The organism is Arthrobacter sp. B0316-1-20 (genome assembly GCF_059091865.1).
Genome location: NZ_JBNHHC010000004.1, coordinates 364,364 through 384,129, shown reverse-complemented (window position 1 = coordinate 384,129; position 19,766 = coordinate 364,364). Strand labels below are relative to the sequence as shown.

Here is a 19,766-nt window from a genome sequence, read left to right as displayed (position 1 = left end):
TCTGTGCTGCGGGCCGGCCAGCCCGTGGCAGGCGAGCCGAAAGACCTAAACGGTGTCGGCTTCCCTGATGTGGCCGATCTTGTCCAGGATACGTTCCTTAAGGGTCTGCGGTGCAGCCTCCTGACAGGAGCGCTTCACCACCGAGCGGATCAGGCATTCCAGATTGTGTTCTTCGGCGCACTCTTGGCAACTGTCCAGATGCGCCTTGATCTCCGCGAGGTCGTCGCGGGAGAGTGCGCCGTCAACGTACTCGTAAATCCGCTGCATCCGGTCGTCTTCGCAGTCGCCCAGTCCGTGGCAGTCGCTCATTTGACGTTCTCCTGTTGTGTCCCCACCGCCGCTGCGGCGTCTTTCCTGTCTTTGGTACCTGTCATGCCGCGTTCGTGCGCATAATCCGCAAGCAGTTCGCGCAACAGCTTGCGTCCCCGGTGCAGGCGGGACATCACGGTACCGATGGGGGTGTTCATGATTTCCGATATTTCTTTGTACGCGAAGCCCTCTACATCCGAGAAGTAAACGGCCAGCCGGAATTCCTCCGGGATGGCCTGCAGAGCGTCCTTGACATCAGAGTCCGGCAAGTGGTCCAACGCCTCTGCTTCCGCAGACCGCAGTCCTGAAGAAGTGTGAGAGGCGGCTTGGAACATCTGCCAGTCCTCTACTTGGTCCGTATTGGACTGTTGCGGTTCGCGCTGGCGCTTCCGGTAGAGGTTGATGTAGGTGTTCGTCAGGATTCGGTACAGCCAGGCCTTGAGGTTAGTACCCGGCTTGTACTGATGGAATGCCGAAAACGCCTTGGTGTAGGCCTCCTGCACCAGGTCCTCGGCATCGCTGGGATTGCGGGCCATCCGCATGGCCGCGGAGTACAGCTGGTCCACATACTGCATGGCGTCGCGTTCAAAGCGGGCACGGCGCTGATCGGCAGTTTCCGTCTGGACGTCAACCTCATCCGGCTGCCCCGTTGTTCCGGGGTTGCTGCGGCTCTTGGTGGCGTCCGAATTCTCAGTCGTCATTGGCTCCCAGTCTACGCTGAGCTTCACGAACCCCTGGGCCGATGCTGCGCCGTCTACCCGCCCCGCGTGGGCCGGTTCGGCAAGCGCTGTAGTCACAGGCTTTCCCTTCATTCGGACACGTTCTGGACCGGAGACGATGCACCGGCATTCCCCACATACGTAACGATCGCTGCCGGCCGGCTATTCCCTGCCGATGATGGACAATCCGCTATGCAAGGTGTGCGGTGCCAACAAAAGTGCCAGACTAGTGTCCAGTGCCGCCTTCCCGCGGTTTGGCCGATGGGAAGGGCACAGATTCCTTCGACGCACGCTGACGCCCAGGAGGCCTCCATGTCAATCGTCCGCCTTGCCGCCCGTCCCCTGCTGGCCACCAGCTTTGTAGCCACCGGGATCGACCGTTTGCGACACACCGAGGAAACGGCTGAGTCCCTGCGGCCGCTGGTTCAGCAGACACAATCCGTCCTTCCCGCAGCAGGAGCGTTGGTCGGGCAAGAGAAGACGATTGCGCGCGTCATCGGCGCAGCCCAGGTGGGAGCAGGCGTCCTGCTGGCCATGGGCAGGTTCTCCCGGCTTGCTGCGGCTCTGCTGGCCGGCACCACCGCCGTTAACACGCTGGTGGAATACCGGACTGCCGATTCCGCTACACCAGAAGCCAGACGACTCCGCCGCAACCGGCTCTTGAAGAACCTGTCGCTGGTCGGAGCCGTCATGCTGGCAGCCGTCGACACCGCCGGACGGCCCGGATTGGTCTGGCGGGCGGAGCATCTGGCGGCCGATGCCCGGCGCAATGTCCGTTCCATCAGCAAGGGCGCGCGCCGCAGTGCGGGATCGGTGGGCAAAGACGCCCGCAAGCAGCTGAAAAAGGCGGAACGCGTAGTGCGGGAAGCCACCGCGGATGTGGTGGGATCCTGAACGCAATGCCCATTGTTCCCAGCAGTTGGCCGGCTCCCTATGCAGAGAGGCCGATCGACGCAACGGTCCAGATCCCTGCTTCCAAATCCCTGACCAACCGCTATCTGGTGCTCGCGGCGTTGGCCGACGGTCCCTCCCGGCTGCGCGCCCCGCTGCATTCACGTGACACCTTCCTGATGGTGGCAGCGCTTCGTTCCCTGGGAGCCCGGATCACCGAGGCGGAGGGGGACGGCCGGTTCGGCCCCGACCTGTTGGTGGAGCCGATTGATCCGGCACAACCGCTAGGCGGTGCCGGTGTCGACTGCGGACTGGCGGGCACCGTCATGCGCTTCGTGCCGCCGCTGGCAGCGCTGTGTACCGGCGACGTGGAGTTCGACGGCGACCCCGCGGCACGGCGCCGGCCGATGTCACCCACCATCGACGCCCTGCGCCAATTGGGCGTGCTGGTAGACGACGGCGGTCGCGGCAGCCTCCCGTTCCGCATTACCGGCACCGGCAGTGTGGCCGGAGGCCATCTGGCGATAGATGCCAGCGCCTCCTCACAGTTCGTCTCCGCCCTGCTGCTGGTAGGTCCGCGCTTCCGCGACGGTCTGCATCTGGAGCACGTCGGCGAGCGCGTGCCGAGCCTGGACCATATCGCCATGACGGTCCAATTGCTGCGCGACCTCGGCGTGAACGTGGACGATTCCACCCCGAACCACTGGGTGGTCTCCCCCGGCCCGATCCGTGCCTTCGATACCCGGATCGAGCAAGATCTCTCCAACGCCGGCCCGTTCCTGGCCGCCGCCTTGGCCACCCGCGGCCGGATCAGGGTGCCCAATTGGCCCGCTTCCACCACCCAGGTGGGCGACGCCTGGCGGGACATCCTGCCCCGGCTCGGCGCCACTGTCACGCTGGAAGACGGAACGCTGACCGTGGTCGGCGGCGAAAAAATCATCGGCGCAGACTTGGCCGATACCAGCGAATTGGCTCCCACCGCGGCGGCCCTGTGCGCGCTGGCCGACGGCGAGTCCCGGCTGAGCGGCATCGCCCACCTGCGCGGACACGAGACCGACCGCTTGGCCGCCCTGGTGGCGGAGATCAATCGCTTGGGCGGCGATGCAGAGGAGACGGACGACGGACTGCGGATCCGGCCCCGGCCGCTGCACGGCGGGTTGTTCCATTCCTACGAAGACCACCGCATGGCTACCGCCGGTGCCATCATCGGCTTGGCCGTGCGCGGCGTGGAGGTTGAGGACATTGGAACGACGGCGAAGACCATGCCCGAGTTCCCGCAGCTCTGGCAGGAAATGTATGCTGCCGCACCGGCGCCCTCGGCCACCGAGGGCTGACGGTGGCGCGTAGTACTGGAAGCTGGGATGAATCGGATGTGCGCATCCGCCCGAACAAGCGCGGAACGCGTCCGCGTACCAAAGACCGTCCGGCCCACGAGGATGCCGAGCTCGGCCGGATCGTGACCGTCGACCGCGGCCGCTACACCGCCGTCGTCGATGAAGACACTGAGGGCGAGCGCATCGTCGTCGCTGCCCGCGCCCGCGAGCTGCGCCGCACTCCGGTGGTGGCGGGAGACTTCGTGGCCCTGGTCGGCGATGTTTCCGGCGAACCGGACAGCCTGGCCCGGCTGGTCCGGGTGGAGGAACGCCGCACCCTGCTGCGCCGCAGCGCCGATGATACCGATCCGGTGGAGCGCGTGGTCGTCGCCAACGCTGATCAACTCGTCATTGTGGTGGCCGCAGCGAATCCCGAACCTCGTACCGGGTTCATCGACCGGGCACTGGTGGCAGCGTACGACGCCGGGATCAGCCCGCTGCTGTGCGTCACCAAGGCGGACCTGAAGGACCCGGCCGAACTGTTGTCCAACTACGAGCATTTGGAGCTGCCGGTGATCGTCAGCCGCACTGCGGCCGTGGACGCTTCAGGGGTGGACACGCTCTCCGACGAGGGCCTGTCCGCCCGGCTGGATACCGAGGCGGTGGCAGAGCTGCGCAGTTACCTGGACGGCAAGGTCACTGTCACTCTGGGCCACTCCGGCGTCGGCAAGTCCACCATGGTCAACGCACTGACCGGAGCGCAGCGGGCCACCGGCGGGGTGAACGCCGTCACCGGGCGCGGCCGGCACACCTCGTCGTCAGCTTTGGCTTTAAAAGTCCTGGACGCGCCGGCCGGCACCTGGATCATCGATACTCCGGGCATCCGCTCCTTCGGCTTGGCCCACGTGGATCCCGACCGCATCCTGTCGGCCTTCCCGGATCTTGAGCCCGGCACGGCCGACTGCGCGCGCGGCTGCAAGCACGACGCGTCTGCCGTCGACTGCGGACTAGACGCCTACGTGGCTGAGGGCGGTGCCGGTGACGCCGGGCCCGCCAGGCTGGCGTCGCTGCGCCGTTTACTCGGTGCCGAGGAACGACCGGAGACCAAAGAGCTCGGCACGGTCTAGGTTCGGCGCCCGGCTGCTGGCGCTGCCTCCCGCGTCCACCCTGCACTTACCGATAAGTTGAAACCTATGACCCACGCTCCGCAAACCTACAACGACGATCTGCGCCTGGCCCATGTGATGGCCGACTCCGTGGATGCGCAGACCATGGCCCGGTTCAAGGCCCTTGACCTGAAGGTGGAGACCAAGCCGGATCTGACGCCGGTCACCGACGCGGACCGGGCCGCCGAAGAAGCCATCCGCGGGCAGCTCTCCCGGTCCCGGCCGCGCGACGCGGTGCTGGGCGAAGAGTTCGGCAGCAGCGGCCACGGCTCCCGCCGCTGGATCATCGACCCGATTGACGGCACCAAAAACTTTGTCCGCGGCGTGCCGGTCTGGGCCACCCTGATCGCCTTGGTGGACGAGGGGCAGCCGGTGGTGGGCCTGGTCAGTGCCCCCGCACTGGGCAAGCGGTGGTGGGCAGCCAAGGGAACCGGTGCGTACACCGGGCGTTCGCTGGCCGCCGCCACCCGGCTGCAGGTTTCCGCCGTGGACCGGCTGGAGGATGCCTCGCTGTCCTACTCCAGCCTCACCGGCTGGAAGGAGCGCGGGAACTTGGACGATTTCCTCGATCTGACCGAATCGGTCTGGCGCACCCGCGCGTTCGGTGACTTCTGGTCCTACTGTCTGGTGGCCGAAGGTGCCGTGGACATCGCCTGCGAACCGGAGCTGAACCTCTACGACATGGCCGCCCTGGTCCCGATCGTGACCGAAGCCGGCGGCAGGTTCAGCTCGCTGGAGGGCGAAGACGGCCCGTTCGGCGGCAATGCGCTGGCTACCAACGGCCTGCTGCATCAGACAGCCCTGCACCGCCTCAACCCCGAACTGCGCGGACAGCGCCCGGCGGGTGCGGCGACGGCCGCGTACGACGAGGAAGCAGCCGGCAGCATCGACCGCGGCGAGGGCCGCTAACCGGCCGCTTGACAAGGAGCACCACGTGGCACACGGCGGCCCCCGGATGGACGACGAGCGGCGCCGCGCCTACGGCGACACCTTCCAGCAGGGCGGCGAACACTACGACCGCATCCGTCCCGGCTACCCGGACGACGCGGTGGACTGGCTGCTGCCGGGCAACGCCCGCACCGCCGCTGATGTGGGGGCCGGTACCGGGAAGTACACCGCCGCATTGGCTGCCCGGGGGCTGGAGGTGGTTGCGGTGGACCCGTCTGCGGACATGCTCGCCCAGCTTCAGCGCAATCTGCCCGGCATCGCCACTGTGGTGGGCACCGCGGAGCACACCGGGCTCGCCGACGCCAGCATGGATGTTGTCACCGTGGCCCAGGCCTGGCACTGGGCGGACCCGCTCCGGGCCAGCACCGAGGCCGCGCGCATCCTGAAGCCCGGCGGCGTCTTGGGACTGGTGTGGAACCAGTTGGATACCGGTGTGCCGTGGGTGCACCGGCTTACTCGCATCATGCATGCCGGCGACGTGCTCAAGCCGGATTTCCGTCCCCGGATCGGGCCGGAGTTCAGCGGACTGGAAGGGCACGAAACCCGGTGGCAGGATCCGCTCAGCACGCTCGATGTGATGGAGCTGGCCAAGACCCGCAGTTACTACCTGCGCGCCAACGCGGCGACCAGGACGAAAGTGCTAACCAACCTCGACTGGTACCTCCACGACCATCTCGGCCACTCCCCCGGTGCGCCGATCGGGCTGCCCTACCTGACCCACAGCTGGCGGGCCCGGGCGGCCTGAGCGCCGGTGCACCGTTAGAGGTCCTCACAGCTTGTGTTGAGGACCACCGTCCGGCAAAATTTAGGCATGCCGAAAATTTGGGTGAAGGTGTGCCTGCTGGCCGCGGCCGCCGTGCTGGCGGTGGCTGGCTGTGCCCGCCCGGCCGCACCCGCCGCCGCCGGGCCGGGCGAACGGCCGCTGGTGCTGACCACTTTCACCGTTTTGGCAGACATGGCGAACAAGATCGGCGGCGGCCATGTAGAGGTCATCTCCGTCACCAAGATCGGCGCGGAAATCCACGGCTACCAGCCCACGCCGTCGGACTTGGTCAAGGCACAGGATGCCGACCTCATTCTGGACAATGGACTGGGGCTGGAACGCTGGTTCGCACGCTTCGTGAATGCCGTCCCGGCCCCGCATGTGGTCCTCAGCGACGGCGTGAAGCCGGTGAACATCACTGCCGGAAACTATGAAGGCCGCCCGAATCCACACGCCTGGATGTCGCCCAAGGCTGCAAAAATCTACGTGAATAACATCGTGCACGCCTTCAGCGAGCTGGTGCCCGAACACGCCGACGATTTCCAGCGGAACGGCGCGGCCTACCGCCACGAACTGGACAAACTGATGGACGATCTGAAGGCAGCCTTCGCCGATCCGGCGGCCGTTCCCGCCTTGGTCAGTTGTGAAGGGGCCTTCTCCTACCTGGCTCGCGATGCCGGGCTGCACGAGGCGTATCTCTGGCCGGTGAACTCGGACGCCGAGGGCACGCCCCGGCAGATCAAAGAAGTTATTGGACAGGTCCGCGAACACCGGATCCCGTCGGTGTTCTGCGAATCAACCGTGAACCCGGAATCGATGCGGCAGGTGGCGGAAGCCACCGGCGCCCGGTTCATCACGCCGCTGTACGTGGACTCCCTCTCCGGACCGGATGGTCCGGTCCCCACCCATCTGGAGCTGATCAAGCATGACATCTCCCTGATCAAGGAAGGACTGGCGCCGTGAGCACGCACATCGTCCCGGCCGAGGCCCCCGCTATCTCGGTGGCCGGCCTGCGCGTGGCCTACAACGACGTCGTTGCCCTGGACGACGTCGGAATAACGGTGGCCTTGGGGACCATCTGCGGGCTGATCGGGGTCAACGGCTCCGGCAAGTCGACGCTGTTCAAGTCGCTGATGGGGCTGGCGCATCCGTCCTCCGGCACGGTGGAACTGTTCGGCCTCGCGCCCCGGCAGGCGCTTAAGTTGAACCTGGTCAGCTACGTGCCGCAGTCCGAAGATGTCGATTGGACCTTCCCGGTTTCGGTGCGGGATGTGGTGATGATGGGCCGCTACGGCCGGCTTGGCCTCATGCGCCGGCCACACCGCGGTGACCGTGAAGCTGTGGAGGCAGCGCTGGAACGGACCGGCCTGAGCCACCTGCAGCAACGGCAGATCGGCGAGCTGTCAGGTGGCCAGCGAAAACGCGCCTTCGTGGCCCGCGGCATCGCCCAGGACGCCGGGCTGCTGTTGCTCGATGAGCCGTTCGCCGGCGTGGACAAGGCCTCCGAAGCCAGCCTGATCTCCCTGCTGAAAGAGCTGCGCCGCGAGGGCAAGACGATCCTGATCTCCACCCATGACCTGGCCGGCATTCCGCAGCTCTGCGATGAGGCGATCCTGCTGCACCAGAAAGTCCTGGCGCACGGATCGCCGGCGGAGGTGCTGACGAACGACAACCTGGCCCTGGCTTTCGGCTCGGCGCTGGTTGGACCCGCGGAAGGAGTCCGCCGTGGACTTGCTTAACTGGCTGCTGGAACCACTGCAGTACGGGTTCCTGACCCGCGCCCTGCTGGTCACGCTGGCAGCCTCCATCGTGTCCGCGGTGTTGTCCTGCTGGTTGATTTTGATGGGCTGGTCGCTGATGGGCGATGCGGTCTCGCATGCGGTGCTACCAGGCGTAGCGTTGGCTTACATCATCGGCGTCCCCTTCTCGCTGGGCGCCTTCGTCTTCGGCGCTGCCGCCGTGGCGCTGATCGGCGGCGTACGCTCCTCCACCCGGCTGAAGGGCGACACCGTGATCGGCGTGGTGTTCACCGCATTCTTCGCCGCCGGCCTGGCCATCATCTCCAAAACACCCAGTCAAACCGACTTGCAGCACATACTGTTCGGCAACGTCCTGGGCGTCAGCGACGGCGAACTGCTGCAGGTGCTCGGCCTGGGCGCGGTGACACTGTGCGTGCTGCTGTTCAAACGCCGCGATCTCACCCTGTTCGCCTTCGACCGCGTCCACGCCCACGCCATCGGGCTTAACACCCGCTGGCTGTCCGTGCTGCTGCTCGGGCTGCTGGCGCTCACCGTCGTCGTCGGCCTGCAGGCGGTGGGCATTGTGCTGGTGGTGGCCATGCTGATCACCCCGGGCGCTACCGCCTTCCTGCTGACCCGGCGATTTGACGCCATGCTGGCCATCGCCGCCTCGGTCACCGCCGCAGCCTCGGTCGCCGGCATCTACGCCAGCTACTACCTGGACGTCGCTACCGGCGCGGCGGTGGTCCTGGCACAGGCTCTGGTCTTCCTGGTGGTCTACCTGTCCGCGCCGCGAACCGGGGTAATCTGGCAGTTGGTACGCCGCCGGTCCGCAGGGCAGCGCGCCGGCATGCAGCCGGAAACCAGCAGCACCAAACTGTGAGCCTGCCGTCCGTCAGGACGTACGACGAAAGGATGAAACCGCATGCCACCGGCCAGGAAAACCGCGCTCAGCAGCGGCTCGTCCAGCGTGCAGGACTACGTCAAGGTCATCTATGCCTTCACCGAGTGGCAGGATAAACCCATCACGTCCTCCCAGCTGGCCGTGCGCCTGGGCGTGGCCAACTCATCGGTCTCCGAGATGGTGCGCAAGCTGGTGGAACTGCAGCTGGTGGACCACCGGCCGTACAGCGCCATTGAACTGACCGACGCCGGCCGCCGGCTGGCGCTCACCATGGTCCGACGGCACCGGGTCCTGGAGACCTTTTTGGTCCAGGAACTCGGCTATGCCTGGGACGAGGTCCACGACGAAGCCGAACTGCTAGAACACACCGTCTCGGACACCTTCATCAACCGGATGGCGGCCAAGCTAGGCAATCCGCAGCGCGACCCGCACGGCGACCCCATCCCGTCTGCGGACGGCACGGTGCACGTGCCCAATGCCGTGCAACTGGAGGAACTCGACGGCGGGCACACCGGCCGCATCACCCGGATCAGCGACGCCGACGCCGATCTGCTGCGCTTTTTCAGCTCCGAGCGAATCAGGCTCGACGACCGGGTGGAAGTTGTTGGCCGCCGCCCCTTCGGCGGTGCGTTGGTGGTCCGTGTCGGTCCCACCGAATCCGCCCGGGAGCTGGACTTGGGCGACCAGGCGGCCGCCGCGTTGTGGGTGCACGCTGACCCGCACCCCGGCTGCCTGCTCGCTTCGTGAGCACGACGCCGCCCGGCCGGCTGCGGGTCGCAACCGCACCATCCGTCCCGCCCACCAGGGGCGTCTGAGCCGCCGTTGCCGCCGCGCTGGGCTCTGGCAGCCGTGGGCTGAACAGGGCTCTTTCCTGCTCCGCCCTGCCCCTTTCCGCACCTCGCCGGACGGGGTGTCGGAGGGCCGCGACGGCTCTGGCCCCGCACACAAGGGCAGGTTGATCGGTTAGGCTCGGCTGTATCCGAGCCTGGAAGCGGAAGAAAGGTGTCCCTTGGCAACTCTGGGAATTGAAGAAGAATACCTGCTGCTGGATCCGGCCACCGGCCTGCCGGCCCCCATGGCGGACAAGGTCGCCGAAAACCTTGAAGGATCGTTGCATGTGGCCCGCGGGGACATCCAACGGGAACTGCTCACGTGCCAGATCGAAACCGCCACCGCGGTCTGCTCCACGCTCACCGAAGCCGAGGAGTCGCTGCTGAACTTCCGCCGGGAACTTGATGCTGCGGTCCGCAAGACCGGCGTCCGGGCCGCGGCCACGGGCACGGCACCGCGGATCCAAGACGACTACCCGGAGGTCACGGACAAGGAGCGCTACCAGCAGCTCAAGGCCAGCGCCAAGGGCATCGTGGCCGATCAGTTCGTCAACGGCCAGCACGTGCATGTGTCCGTGCCGGACAAGGAAGCCGGGGTGCAGGCCCTGAACCGGATCAGGCCGTGGATGCCGGCAGTGGTGGCACTCAGTGCCAACTCGCCGTACTGGCTGGACCGGGATAGCGGATTCGATAGTTGGCGGACGGTGCACTACCGCCGCTGGCCGATCCAAGGCTGCGCGCCGGTCTTCCGCGACGCCGCCGACTACGAGCGCCGGATCCAGCGCCTGGTGGACTCCGGCGTCATTATTGACCGCGGTGTCCTCACCTGGCTGGCGCGGCTCTCTGACCGCTACCCCACCTTGGAAGTCCGGGCGGCAGATGTGCAGCTCGAGGCCCAGGACGCAGTGTTGATCGCCGCGGTGATCCGGGGCCTGATCTCCACCGTGCTGGCGGACGAGGCTGCCGCCCGCACTTTCCTACAGCCGGACCCCGAGTTGCTGGATGCTGCCGTCTGGCAGGCGGGACGGCAGGGCCTGACCGACCGGCTGGTGGACCCGGAGTCAGGGGTGCTGCTGCCGGCGCGGGATGTGGTGCGCATGCTGCTGCGCTACATCCGGCCCGCGCTCGAGGACGAAGGCGACTCGGCCTGGGTGGATGCCAGCATCGAACGGCTTTTCGCCACGGGAACCGGCGCCGAACGGCAGCGCAAAGCGATGGAGTCCGGCGGGCTCCCGGCGCTGATGGGTCTCTACGCCACGTCGCTGACAGCCGAACCATAGCCCGAAGGCACTCAGACGAACGGCCACCTGCCCGGCCTGTCGCTGCCGCCCGCCGAAGCCGGCTCCATGAGCAGGGGCGCCATGATGTTGGTGATCTTGGCCGAAGGCTCCACCCTGAACTCACTCCAGAGCCGCGTTCTGAAGACTTCGAACGCCCGCAGCGCCTGGGCATAGTTTCCATCGGCGATGTGCGTCTCCAGCAAGAGGCGCTGGGCGCTTTCCCGCAATGGCTCGATGGCGATGGCAAATCCTGCAGCGTCCGTGGCCAGGTCTGTCTCACCGCGGTCCAGATGCTGGCTGGCGAGACGCTCCAGCGCCGTCAGCCTCAGCTGCTTCCAGCGCTCCTGCTCAGCCACGACCCAGTCCTCGTACCATCCGGGCAGCAGCTCGGCTGTGCGCAGCAGGTCAAGCATGGCCGGCCGCAGGCGCACCGCCCGGTCCCCGTCCAAGGAGGCCAGGCGCTGGCGGACTTCATGGACATCCACTACCACGTCCTCAGCGAGCGCCAGCGGATCCCTGCTTTCGACCAGCAGCCCCGGCTGCTGGTGGGACACCATCCAAATGGTCTCCCGCAAACTCCCCGTTGCCTGCCTCTCGGAACTGTCCGGCCACAGCAGGCCTGCCAGGAACGCGCGTGGCTGGCTGCCAAGCAGTGCCAGAACGGCGATCAGCCGCTGCTGCCGAATGGTTACTTTGACCGGAAATTTTCCATGGCGGATCTGCCATCCCCCTAGTAATTGGATTTCCCAGGTGCGATCTTCTGCGTTCATTTTCGTGCCCCCCAAAGGCATTTATTAGGCACCCCTTGCCACTGCCGAAAACGTCTCCCCGTTCAGCTTCCCACCCTGTCGCTGGTTGTCAACGCGACTAAAGGATTCATCCAGAAACTACCTGAACGAGTAACTGCGCCACTAACGGCGGTCTCACTGCGTTGGCTCGTTGTCAATAACCAACCAGTAACGCTTCCGTAACACCCGTCAACATCCAATGTCGTCTACCCGCACGTCGCTCAGAAACCTTGACCGACACCGGTGCCGTCCGGCCTGGTGCCGGTCCGTCAGCTCAGGAGGACTGCCATGGCAGCCTACTCGGACTTAGCCGAGGTCCCCGCCCCGCAACTGTGCAGCCGGCTGCACGGCCCCAAGTCCGCGTAACTGCCGGCGTGCCACGGCAACCGGAAATCCAAGGCGCGGGCCCCGCCACGCCCCCTACCGCATGCCATCAAGCACGGGACCGGCGCGCTGTCCGGCCACTGGATCCGCTGCAGCAGGAAGCGGCATGAGCGCTCCGGCCAGCAGCGGGGCCAGGCACCGACTGCCAGAGACAGAGCACACACCGGAAAACTCGAACCGCGCCGTGGCTGCCAGCGGCATCCTCAGCTGTGCTTCGGGCCAGGGAAAGGTGCGCTGGCGCCGCGGGGACCGGCTGGAACGGCTCTTTGAGGACCGCTGCGACGAGCTACGGCGCGACGGCGCGTCGGGCCGGCTCGCCGTCGACAGTCCTGGGCAGTCATTGAGCTACGATCGGCTCGACGCCCGGGCGAACCAGCTTGCGCGCTACCTGATCTCCCGCGGCGCGCGGCCCGGCGACCGGATTGCGCTGCTCTTCGACCAGCCGGTCCGGGCCTACACTGGCGTCCTGGCAGTACTGAAGACCGGTGCCGCCTTTGTTCCCCTCGACCCGGGTTACCCGGCCGACCGCCTCGGCTACATCGTTGAGGACGCGGATGTGAGCCTTGTCCTGTCGCAATCCCACTTGCGTGACCGGATGCCTGAGACTGCCGCTACCTTTGTCTGCCTCGACGAAGAGGACCCGCTGGTGGCCGCACAGGAGTCCTCGCGTTTGGTTCCGGGAGAACGGGTCGCGCACAGCGGCGATCTGGCGTACATCATCTACACCTCCGGCTCGACCGGCCGCCCCAAGGGCGTGGCCATCGACCATCACAGCATCTGCAACTTCGTGCTCGTGGCGGCCGAAGTCTACGGCTACCAGCCGACCGACCGCGTCTATCAGGGCATGAGCATCGCCCAGGACTTTTCCGTGGAGGAAACCTGGGTTCCGTGGATGGTCGGTGCCACCCTGGTTCCCAAGCCCGGCGGCACCAGTCTTCTGGGCATGGATCTGGGCCGGTACCTGCGGGACCAGCACATCACCGCCCTGTGCTGTGTCCCCACCCTGCTGGCCACCTTGGACGAGGACCTGCCGGAGCTGCGGTTCCTCTTGGTCTCCGGTGAAGCCTGCCCGCGCGACCTCGTCACACGGTGGCACCGCCCGGGCAGGAGGTTCCTGAACGTCTACGGCCTCACCGAAACGACGGTCACGGCCACGTGGGATGTGGTTCATCCGGACAAGCCGGTCACGCTCGGCGCTCCGCTGCCCACCTATTCGGCCGTCATCCTACACCCGGAGGAAGCACGGGCTTTGCCGCCGGGAGAGCTGGGCGAAATCGGGATTGCCGGCATCGGCCTCGCCCGCGGATATGTCAACCGGGACGACCTGACGCAGAAGCTCTTCATCCCGGATTTCCTGGGCATTGACAACAATCCCACCGGACGGATTTACCGGACCGGAGATTTGGGCCGGTTCACCGACAGCGGCACCATCGAATATCTGGGCCGGATCGACAAGCAAGTTAAGATCGGCGGCTACCGGATCGAACTGGCCGACATCGAATCCGTGCTGCTCCAGCACCCCGGCATCGCCTCGGCAGTGGCCAGCACCTACGAGCCGGCGCCCGGAATGGTCGAACTCGTGGCCTATTACACGCTGCGGCAAGACACAGCCGAGATCGATGAGGCGGCTGTCACCGCCAGGCTGCGCGGGATGCTGCCCGGCTACATGGTGCCGGCGTATCTGGAGCGCTGCGCCGAGATCCCCGTGACGCCCAGCGGTAAGGCGGACCGCACACAGCTCCCGCCGCCCACTGGAGCGCGCCTGACCGGTGCAGAGTCATGAATGGACTCCCCCGGAGAGCGAGACGAGCTCGGCGCCGGCCGTATTGGGCCAGCCGGGGGCTTCAAGTTGCGGCAGGTGGCGCCCCGGTCCATGGTGGTAGGTGATGATGACCAGACGCGAAGCAGCCCAGTTCCTCGATATCCCACCGGAGATGGCGAAACGCCACGGCATACCCTCCCGCATATCCCAGGAGGAGCTCGCCGCGATGGACGCCAATCCACCGGCCTGGCTGGCCCAGTCGCGCGCCAACCGCACCGGGAAGCGGCCGGTCTGGACCTCGCTGCAGTGCACTGTCTGCGGCCACACAGAGGCCGCCCGACCGAAGAAATGGTGGCCGGAATTCACCTATGTCTACTGCCAGCATCATGATCCGGTGGAGCTGCCGGAACTGCCGGCGGGATGGGTCCGCAGCGAGTATGACGGTATCGGCACCAGATTCATCGGAATCGTCGATGTAGCGCTGCCCGGCTCCTGACTTCAGGGGTCGGGCCCTTGGGCCTGCCCGGCAGGAAAAGAAAAAGCCCCGGAAGTCCGGGGCTAAATCAGTGGAGATGGGGGGAATTGAACCCCCGTCCGATGTTGTGTTGCCAGGACTTCTCCGGGCGCAGTTTGCGTCGGGTTTTCTTGGCCCCAGCCATCCTGCAAACAGGTGGCTGACCCGGGCCCAGCCGTCTAAATGTCCCGAATACCCCAACGGCGAAGGTATCCAGCAGTGGCTCTCTTAATGACGCCAGCATCCGGGGCGAGAGCATCCCCGGGCTGACGGACTTGCAACGCTACTTAGGCAGCGAGTGCGAAGTCAGTGCGCTTAGATTCGGCACTTATTGGTTTGCAGAGAGCGTTTCCGAGATAACTCTGCATCCTCGGCCCGCTTCCCCTGGCGCGACTAACATCGTCGAAACCTGTCATCCCCGTATGTAGTTATCAAAATAACCGTGTGTGCCGGCCAGTTACCTGTCCGGACCATCCAGTGTAACCCATCCCCGCAGCTGTCTATTCCCGCCCCATTGTAGCCAGCGTGCGCGGGCGAGATTACTCTCAAACCATGGTCGTGCGTGCAACGGAAGCCACACCACGGGGACCGGCATCTATCTCGGCGACGTTCGGGATCGAGGAAGAGTTCCTGTTGATGGATCCCCGGTCTGCACAGCCGGTGCCGACGGGCCCGGAGGTGCGGGCGGCCCTGCGCCTGAATACCAATCCGGACTGGGTCAGCACCGAGTTGCTGAATTGCCAGGTGGAGACCGCCACACCGGTATGCCGCACGCTGGCCGAAGCGGCCGAGGCGCTGCTGGACTTCCGCCGCGATTTGGCCAGCAGCGCCGTTGCGACCGGGGCAGCCGCGGCCGGAATCGGAGTGATTTTCGACGCCGATTTGCGCCCGGCGTCCGTGACCGACACTCCCCGATACCGCGGTATTGCCGAACGTGCACCGGCCTTGGTCGCCGACCAGTATGTCACCGGCATGCACATCCATGTGGAAGTGCCGGATCCGGAGGTGCGGCTGCAGGTCCTCAACCGGCTGAGGCCCTGGCTGCCACTGTTGACCGCGGTCTCGGCCAACTCGCCGTTCTGGCGGCATGCAGACAGCGGCTTCGCCAGCTGGCGGACCATCCTGTACCGCCGGTGGCAGATCCAAGGCTGTCCGCCGTTCTTTGCCGACCTGCACGATTACCGGGTCCGCGTGCGGCAGCTGTATGCCTCCGGGGTAGTACCGGACCCGGGGCACATCTCCTGGCTAGCGCGGCTTTCAGACCAGTTCCCCACCGTCGAAATCCGGGCCTCCGACAGCCAGCTCACGGCCGCCGACAGCGTGCTGCTGGCCGGACTGTCCCGGGCGCTGGTGGCTACCGAACAGGCCGCCGCAGTCGCCGGCCGCCCGGCCGCCAACCACTTCCCCGAGCACCTGGACGTGGCACTCTGGCAGGCTGCCCGGTTCGGGCTGTCCGACAAACTGGTGCATCTCGACTCGGCCACGCTCTGGCCCGCGTTCGATGTCCTGGAGTTGCTGCTCCGGCACATCGACGACGCCCTGGAGCAACACGGCGACCGCGGCTGGGTACATGAGCAGTGCGCTCGGCTGAGGCTGGAGGGCAACGGTGCGCAGCGCCAGCGGGCGGCGCTGGCCAGCGGTGGGCTGGCCTCCTGGCTCGAACTGGTGAGCCGGTCCATCACGGCCGGCTGACGTTACCGAAGCGTTAAGGTGCCTGCCCGAATCGCCGGAGACCTGCGGATCAGGCCCCGCGGTTCTTTTCCCGCATGGCGCGCAGGGCCTCGCGGTTGTCCTGCTTCTCGCGCAGCGTCTGGCGCTTGTCGTAGTCCTTCTTGCCGCGCCCCACGCCGATCTCTACTTTGGCCAGGCCGTCATTGAAGTACAGCTGCAGCGGCACAATGGTGTAGCCGGACTCCCGGGTCTGGCGGGCGATCTTCTCCAGCTCGGCCCGGTGCAGCAGCAGTTTCCGCCGGCGCCGGGCGGCATGGTTCGTCCAGCTCCCGTTGAGGTACTCCGGGATGTAGACCGACTCCAGGTACAGCTCATCGTTGTAGAAGATGGCGAAGCCGTCCACCAGCGAGGCTCGGCCCTCGCGCAAGGACTTCACTTCGGTTCCCATCAAGGCCATCCCGGCCTCGTAGGTATCCATGATGTGGTAGTCGTGCCGGGCCTTTCGATTGGTGGCCACTACCTTTCGGCCACTTTCTCTGGGCACGGGGTAACTCCTTCGTCGTCGGAACGTTCCATTATAACGGCGCCGCGGCGTTTAGTCCCGCGCGCCCGCCCCAGCCGCAGGACTAGAGCAGGCCCATCGGGTTCACGAAGTCGCCATTCACGATGGTTTCGAAGTGCAGGTGGCAGCCGGTTGAGTTTCCGGTGCTGCCCACGTAGCCGATCAGCTGGCCGCGGGAGACGCTCTGGCCGGCGTAAACCACGTACTTGTTCAGGTGGTAGTAGTTCGTATCCAGGGCATTACCACCCACCACACCGTGGCTCATCGTGACGCTGTTGCCGCCGCCCCACACGCTGCCGTCGGCACGCACCACCACGCCGGCGGCCGGTGCATAGACCGGGGCGTTGCAGCCGGGTCCGTAATCGATCCCGCTGTGCAGGTAGCCGCCGGTGCCGAAAAAGTCGATGGTGCCGGGCGGCGTGCTCCGCCAACCGAATCCGGACGTGATCACGCCGCTGGTCGGGGCGATCAGACCAAAGGACGACGGCGCTTGGGTCACCGGTTTCGGCGGCTTGACCTTGGGAATGATCTGCGGCACCGGCTGGCCGTTGTTCCGTGCCGCCTGCTGTGCCGCCTTGATCCGGGCCTGTTCGCGCTCCCACGCTTCCTGGGCCTTGCGCTGTTCTTCGGCTTCCCGCCTGGCCTTCTCCTCCGCCTCGCGGCGCAGCCGTTCCTGCCGCTCCTTGATCTGTGAGAGCACTTGCTGCTGGGCCTGTTCGGTCTTGGCCAGTTCCTGCTCGATCTCCGGCTTGCGCGCCTGCAGGCTGTCCGAAAGCGCCGAGGTCTCGGAAATCAGCTGATCGACCTTCTGTTTCTCGGCCGCCGCCTCGTCGCGGGCGGTCTGTTCCGCCGCCAGCGCATCCTCGGCTTGCGCCTTCAGGTCCCGAATTTCCTCTTCCACTGCCTCCAGCCGCGCCTGCGAGTTCACATTGGTGGCGTTCTGCTGGGACAGCTTGTTCAGCGCCGCGTTCTGGCTGCGGAGCGCCTGATCTGCCAAGTCGATGGTGCTGGTCAGACTGGCATCGCCGTCGGACCCGAAGAACAGCGACAGGTTGGACGGCACGCCGCCCTGCTTGTAAGCCTGGGTCGCAATCTGGCCGATCACCTTCTTGGTCTCTTTGAGCTCTTCGGCATCGCTGGCCAGCTGCTGGTTGATCTTGTCCTTGGTCTGCAGGGCCAAGTCCACCCGCTGCGCCAAAGCCGCGACCTTGTTGGCAGCAGCGTCCACCCGACCCTCGGCCTCGGTCAGCTTCTGCTGGGCTCCGGGCAGCCGGCTCTGGTACTCCTTGAGCTCCTTGACGGTCTCCACGATGTCCGCGTCGAGGAACTCCAAGGAATGCTCGATCTCCTCGATTTCCTGTTCCAGTGCCGCCTTGCGGTCGTCCAGTTCATCCGCCTGGGCCGGTCCGGCAGAACCCAACGAGAAGGCGAGCAAAGCCGCCATGGCGGCACTCAGAATCCCCTGCGGAAGGCATTTCTTCCGCGGCGTTAAACGGCTCACAGCCTGGCTCCCCAATGTCAAGTTCTGCTCACGTTTCACGATTCTAGACCTTCAGGTAGCGACGCAGGGTTAGCAGGGACGATATTCCTGCCAGGACAGCCCCCAACAGCACCAGCGCGGGGCCGATGACCAGCATGGTGTTGGAGGAAATAAATGCAGTGTCGGGGTACTGGCTGGCCAGCCAGTCACCGATGAAGAAGTGCGCCACCGCCCACAGGGTGGCCGAGGCCAGCAGGGCGCCGACCACGGCGGCGATCACACCTTCCAGCACGAACGGCAGCTGGATCACTGCCTTCGAGGCTCCGACCAGGCGCATGATGCCGGTTTCCCGGCGGCGGCTGAAGGCCGAGAGCCTGATGGTGGTGGCGATCAGGAGGATGGCGCAGACAATCATGATGACGGCGATGCCGACCGCCACCAGCGAGGCGATGTTCATGACATTGAAGACCTTTTCCAGGATCTCGCGCTGGTCCACCACCACCTCCACGCCGGGCAGCGAGGAGAAGATTTCGTTGATGACCTCGTACTTCTGCGGATCCACCAGGGAGATACGGAAGGATTCCGGCAGCTGGTCGGCGGTCACCGAGTCAACAATCGGCGAATTGGCGAACTGGTCGCGGAAGTGGCTCAGCGCGTCCTCCTGCGATTCGTACAGGTAGGTGTCCACGTACTGCTGCACCGCCGGACTGCTCAGCGTCGCCTCGATCTCGGCCCGCTGCTCATCCGTCACCGGACCGGACGCGCAACTGGCCGCCGTCGAGGTGTCAACACACAGGAAGACGGCCACCTGGACCTTGTCGTACCAGTAGCCCTTCATCTGGTTGATCTGCATCTGCAGCATGCCGGCAGCGCCCACGAAGGTGAGCGAAATGAACGTCACCAGCACCACGGAAACCACCATGGACAGATTCCGGCGCAGCCCGGAACCGATTTCGCCGAGGATAAAAGCCAGTCTCATTTGGCCTCCTCCGGCTCGCCGAGGTAGATGCCTTCGGCCTGGTCCCGCACCAGCACGCCGTCGCGCAGTTCGATCACGCGCTTGCGCATTTCGTTCACGATCACGTCGTCATGCGTGGCCATCACCACGGTGGTGCCGTTCTGGTTAATCCGGTCCAGCACCTTCATGATGCCCATCGACGTGGTCGGATCCAGGTTGCCCGTGGGTTCGTCGGCCAGCAGGATCCCGGGCTTGTTCACCACGGCCCGGGCGATCGCCACGCGCTGCTGCTCGCCGCCGGAGAGTTCGTGCGGCATGCGGTGGTCTTTGCCTTCCAGGCCCACTGTCTTGAGCACCTCGGGCACCGTCTCCCGGATCACCGCACGGCTGCGTCCGATGACCTGCATGGCAAACGCCACGTTCGCGAAAACCGTCTTGTTGGGCAACAGCCGGAAGTCCTGGAACACGACGCCGATGCCGCGGCGCAGTTTGGGCACGCGCCAGCTGGGAATGTTGGCCACATTCTGGCCGGCGACGTAGACCGCGCCGCGGGTGGCACGGTCCTCTTTCAGAACCAGCCGGATGAACGTCGACTTTCCGGACCCGGAGGCGCCGACCAAGAACGCGAAGTCCCCGCGGTCAATCTCCAGGCTGATCCTGTCCAGGGCAGGACGCGAGTTCTGATCGTAGATCTTCGTGACGTTATCGAATCGAATCATGACTACTTTGTGCCTCAGTGCCGAGGACGAGGGCCTGTGCTTGGGGGAAGAAACCTCAGCCTCTCG

20 protein-coding genes and 1 other RNA gene are annotated in these 19,766 nt (G+C 65.8%); 13 read left to right on the top strand and 8 right to left on the bottom strand.

The annotated features are described in order from the left end of the window. Positions 1-45: 45 nt before the first annotated feature. Positions 46-309 (bottom strand): mycothiol system anti-sigma-R factor, encoded by a 264-nt coding sequence (gene rsrA / locus AC5RW2_RS09190; protein ID WP_493949820.1) that lies wholly within the window; start codon positions 307-309, stop codon positions 46-48. After that, entirely contained in the window at positions 306-1,010 is a 705-nt protein-coding gene (locus AC5RW2_RS09185; protein WP_493962852.1) for a sigma-70 family RNA polymerase sigma factor, read from the bottom strand. Before AC5RW2_RS09185 ends, rsrA begins: the two co-directional genes overlap by 4 nt. Positions 1,011-1,340: 330 nt before the next feature. Here AC5RW2_RS09185 and AC5RW2_RS09180 point away from each other — a divergent pair, with 330 nt between their 5' ends. The 10 genes from AC5RW2_RS09180 (at position 1,341) to AC5RW2_RS09135 (ending at position 10,862) form a co-directional block, all read left to right on the top strand. Next, positions 1,341-1,922, top strand: a complete 582-nt coding sequence (locus AC5RW2_RS09180; protein WP_493962853.1) for a DoxX family protein — start codon at positions 1,341-1,343, stop codon at positions 1,920-1,922. Positions 1,923-1,927: 5 nt separating this feature from the next. Next, entirely contained in the window at positions 1,928-3,253 is a 1,326-nt protein-coding gene (gene aroA / locus AC5RW2_RS09175) for a 3-phosphoshikimate 1-carboxyvinyltransferase (RefSeq protein ID WP_493962854.1), read from the top strand. A 2-nt stretch (positions 3,254-3,255) separates the two neighbouring features. Further along, positions 3,256-4,359, top strand: coding sequence for a ribosome small subunit-dependent GTPase A (gene rsgA, locus AC5RW2_RS09170; RefSeq protein ID WP_493949816.1), 1,104 nt, complete (start codon positions 3,256-3,258; stop codon positions 4,357-4,359). A 66-nt stretch (positions 4,360-4,425) separates the two neighbouring features. Next, positions 4,426-5,307, top strand: coding sequence for a histidinol-phosphatase (hisN, locus tag AC5RW2_RS09165; protein ID WP_493962855.1), 882 nt, complete (start codon positions 4,426-4,428; stop codon positions 5,305-5,307). A gap of 25 nt (positions 5,308-5,332) precedes the next feature. Next, a complete protein-coding gene (locus AC5RW2_RS09160) occupies positions 5,333-6,091 on the top strand; it encodes a class I SAM-dependent methyltransferase (protein WP_493962856.1) in 759 nt (252 codons plus the stop codon). Between the two features lie 66 nt (positions 6,092-6,157). Continuing rightward, positions 6,158-7,072, top strand: coding sequence for a metal ABC transporter substrate-binding protein (locus tag AC5RW2_RS09155; RefSeq protein ID WP_493962857.1), 915 nt, complete (start codon positions 6,158-6,160; stop codon positions 7,070-7,072). Beyond that, positions 7,069-7,848 (top strand): metal ABC transporter ATP-binding protein, encoded by a 780-nt coding sequence (locus AC5RW2_RS09150; protein WP_493949812.1) that lies wholly within the window; start codon positions 7,069-7,071, stop codon positions 7,846-7,848. Before AC5RW2_RS09155 ends, AC5RW2_RS09150 begins: the two co-directional genes overlap by 4 nt. Next, positions 7,835-8,731, top strand: coding sequence for a metal ABC transporter permease (locus AC5RW2_RS09145; protein WP_493949811.1), 897 nt, complete (start codon positions 7,835-7,837; stop codon positions 8,729-8,731). Before AC5RW2_RS09150 ends, AC5RW2_RS09145 begins: the two co-directional genes overlap by 14 nt. 42 nt (positions 8,732-8,773) lie before the next feature. After that, positions 8,774-9,499, top strand: a complete 726-nt coding sequence (locus tag AC5RW2_RS09140) for a metal-dependent transcriptional regulator (RefSeq protein ID WP_493949810.1) — start codon at positions 8,774-8,776, stop codon at positions 9,497-9,499. A gap of 262 nt (positions 9,500-9,761) precedes the next feature. Continuing rightward, positions 9,762-10,862, top strand: a complete 1,101-nt coding sequence (locus AC5RW2_RS09135; RefSeq protein WP_493949809.1) for a carboxylate-amine ligase — start codon at positions 9,762-9,764, stop codon at positions 10,860-10,862. An 11-nt stretch (positions 10,863-10,873) separates the two neighbouring features. Here AC5RW2_RS09135 and AC5RW2_RS09130 read toward each other — a convergent pair whose 3' ends face one another. Then, positions 10,874-11,632 carry an AfsR/SARP family transcriptional regulator gene (locus AC5RW2_RS09130; RefSeq protein ID WP_493949808.1) on the bottom strand — a complete coding sequence of 253 codons (759 nt, stop codon included), beginning with the start codon at positions 11,630-11,632 and terminating at the stop codon, positions 10,874-10,876. Between the two features lie 508 nt (positions 11,633-12,140). Here AC5RW2_RS09130 and AC5RW2_RS09125 point away from each other — a divergent pair. Both AC5RW2_RS09125 and AC5RW2_RS09120 read left to right on the top strand, forming a co-directional pair. Next, complete coding sequence (locus AC5RW2_RS09125) at positions 12,141-13,817, top strand: amino acid adenylation domain-containing protein (protein ID WP_493962858.1); 1,677 nt, start codon at positions 12,141-12,143, stop codon at positions 13,815-13,817. 103 nt (positions 13,818-13,920) lie between these two features. Further along, a complete protein-coding gene (locus AC5RW2_RS09120) occupies positions 13,921-14,292 on the top strand; it encodes a hypothetical protein (protein ID WP_493962859.1) in 372 nt (123 codons plus the stop codon). Positions 14,293-14,360: 68 nt separating this feature from the next. On the opposite strand, the gene ssrA is transcribed toward AC5RW2_RS09120, so the two are convergent. After that, positions 14,361-14,730, bottom strand: a transfer-messenger RNA (tmRNA) gene (gene ssrA / locus AC5RW2_RS09115). A 132-nt stretch (positions 14,731-14,862) separates the two neighbouring features. Here ssrA and AC5RW2_RS09110 point away from each other — a divergent pair. After that, a complete protein-coding gene (locus AC5RW2_RS09110) occupies positions 14,863-16,002 on the top strand; it encodes a carboxylate-amine ligase (protein WP_493962860.1) in 1,140 nt (379 codons plus the stop codon). A 49-nt stretch (positions 16,003-16,051) separates the two neighbouring features. Here the strand turns inward: AC5RW2_RS09110 and smpB are convergent, their stop codons facing one another. The 4 genes from smpB to ftsE all read right to left on the bottom strand — a co-directional run bounded on the left by smpB (position 16,052) and on the right by ftsE (position 19,700). Further along, positions 16,052-16,525 (bottom strand): SsrA-binding protein SmpB, encoded by a 474-nt coding sequence (smpB, locus tag AC5RW2_RS09105; protein WP_127511404.1) that lies wholly within the window; start codon positions 16,523-16,525, stop codon positions 16,052-16,054. 82 nt (positions 16,526-16,607) lie between these two features. Further along, on the bottom strand, positions 16,608-17,987 hold the full coding sequence (locus AC5RW2_RS09100; RefSeq protein WP_493962861.1) for a peptidoglycan DD-metalloendopeptidase family protein: 1,380 nt from the start codon (positions 17,985-17,987) through the stop codon (positions 16,608-16,610). A gap of 100 nt (positions 17,988-18,087) precedes the next feature. Beyond that, a complete protein-coding gene (gene ftsX / locus AC5RW2_RS09095; RefSeq protein ID WP_493938780.1) occupies positions 18,088-19,002 on the bottom strand; it encodes a permease-like cell division protein FtsX in 915 nt (304 codons plus the stop codon). Next, on the bottom strand, positions 18,999-19,700 hold the full coding sequence (gene ftsE, locus AC5RW2_RS09090) for a cell division ATP-binding protein FtsE (RefSeq protein ID WP_493962862.1): 702 nt from the start codon (positions 19,698-19,700) through the stop codon (positions 18,999-19,001). Before ftsE ends, ftsX begins: the two co-directional genes overlap by 4 nt. Positions 19,701-19,766 lie beyond the last annotated feature (66 nt).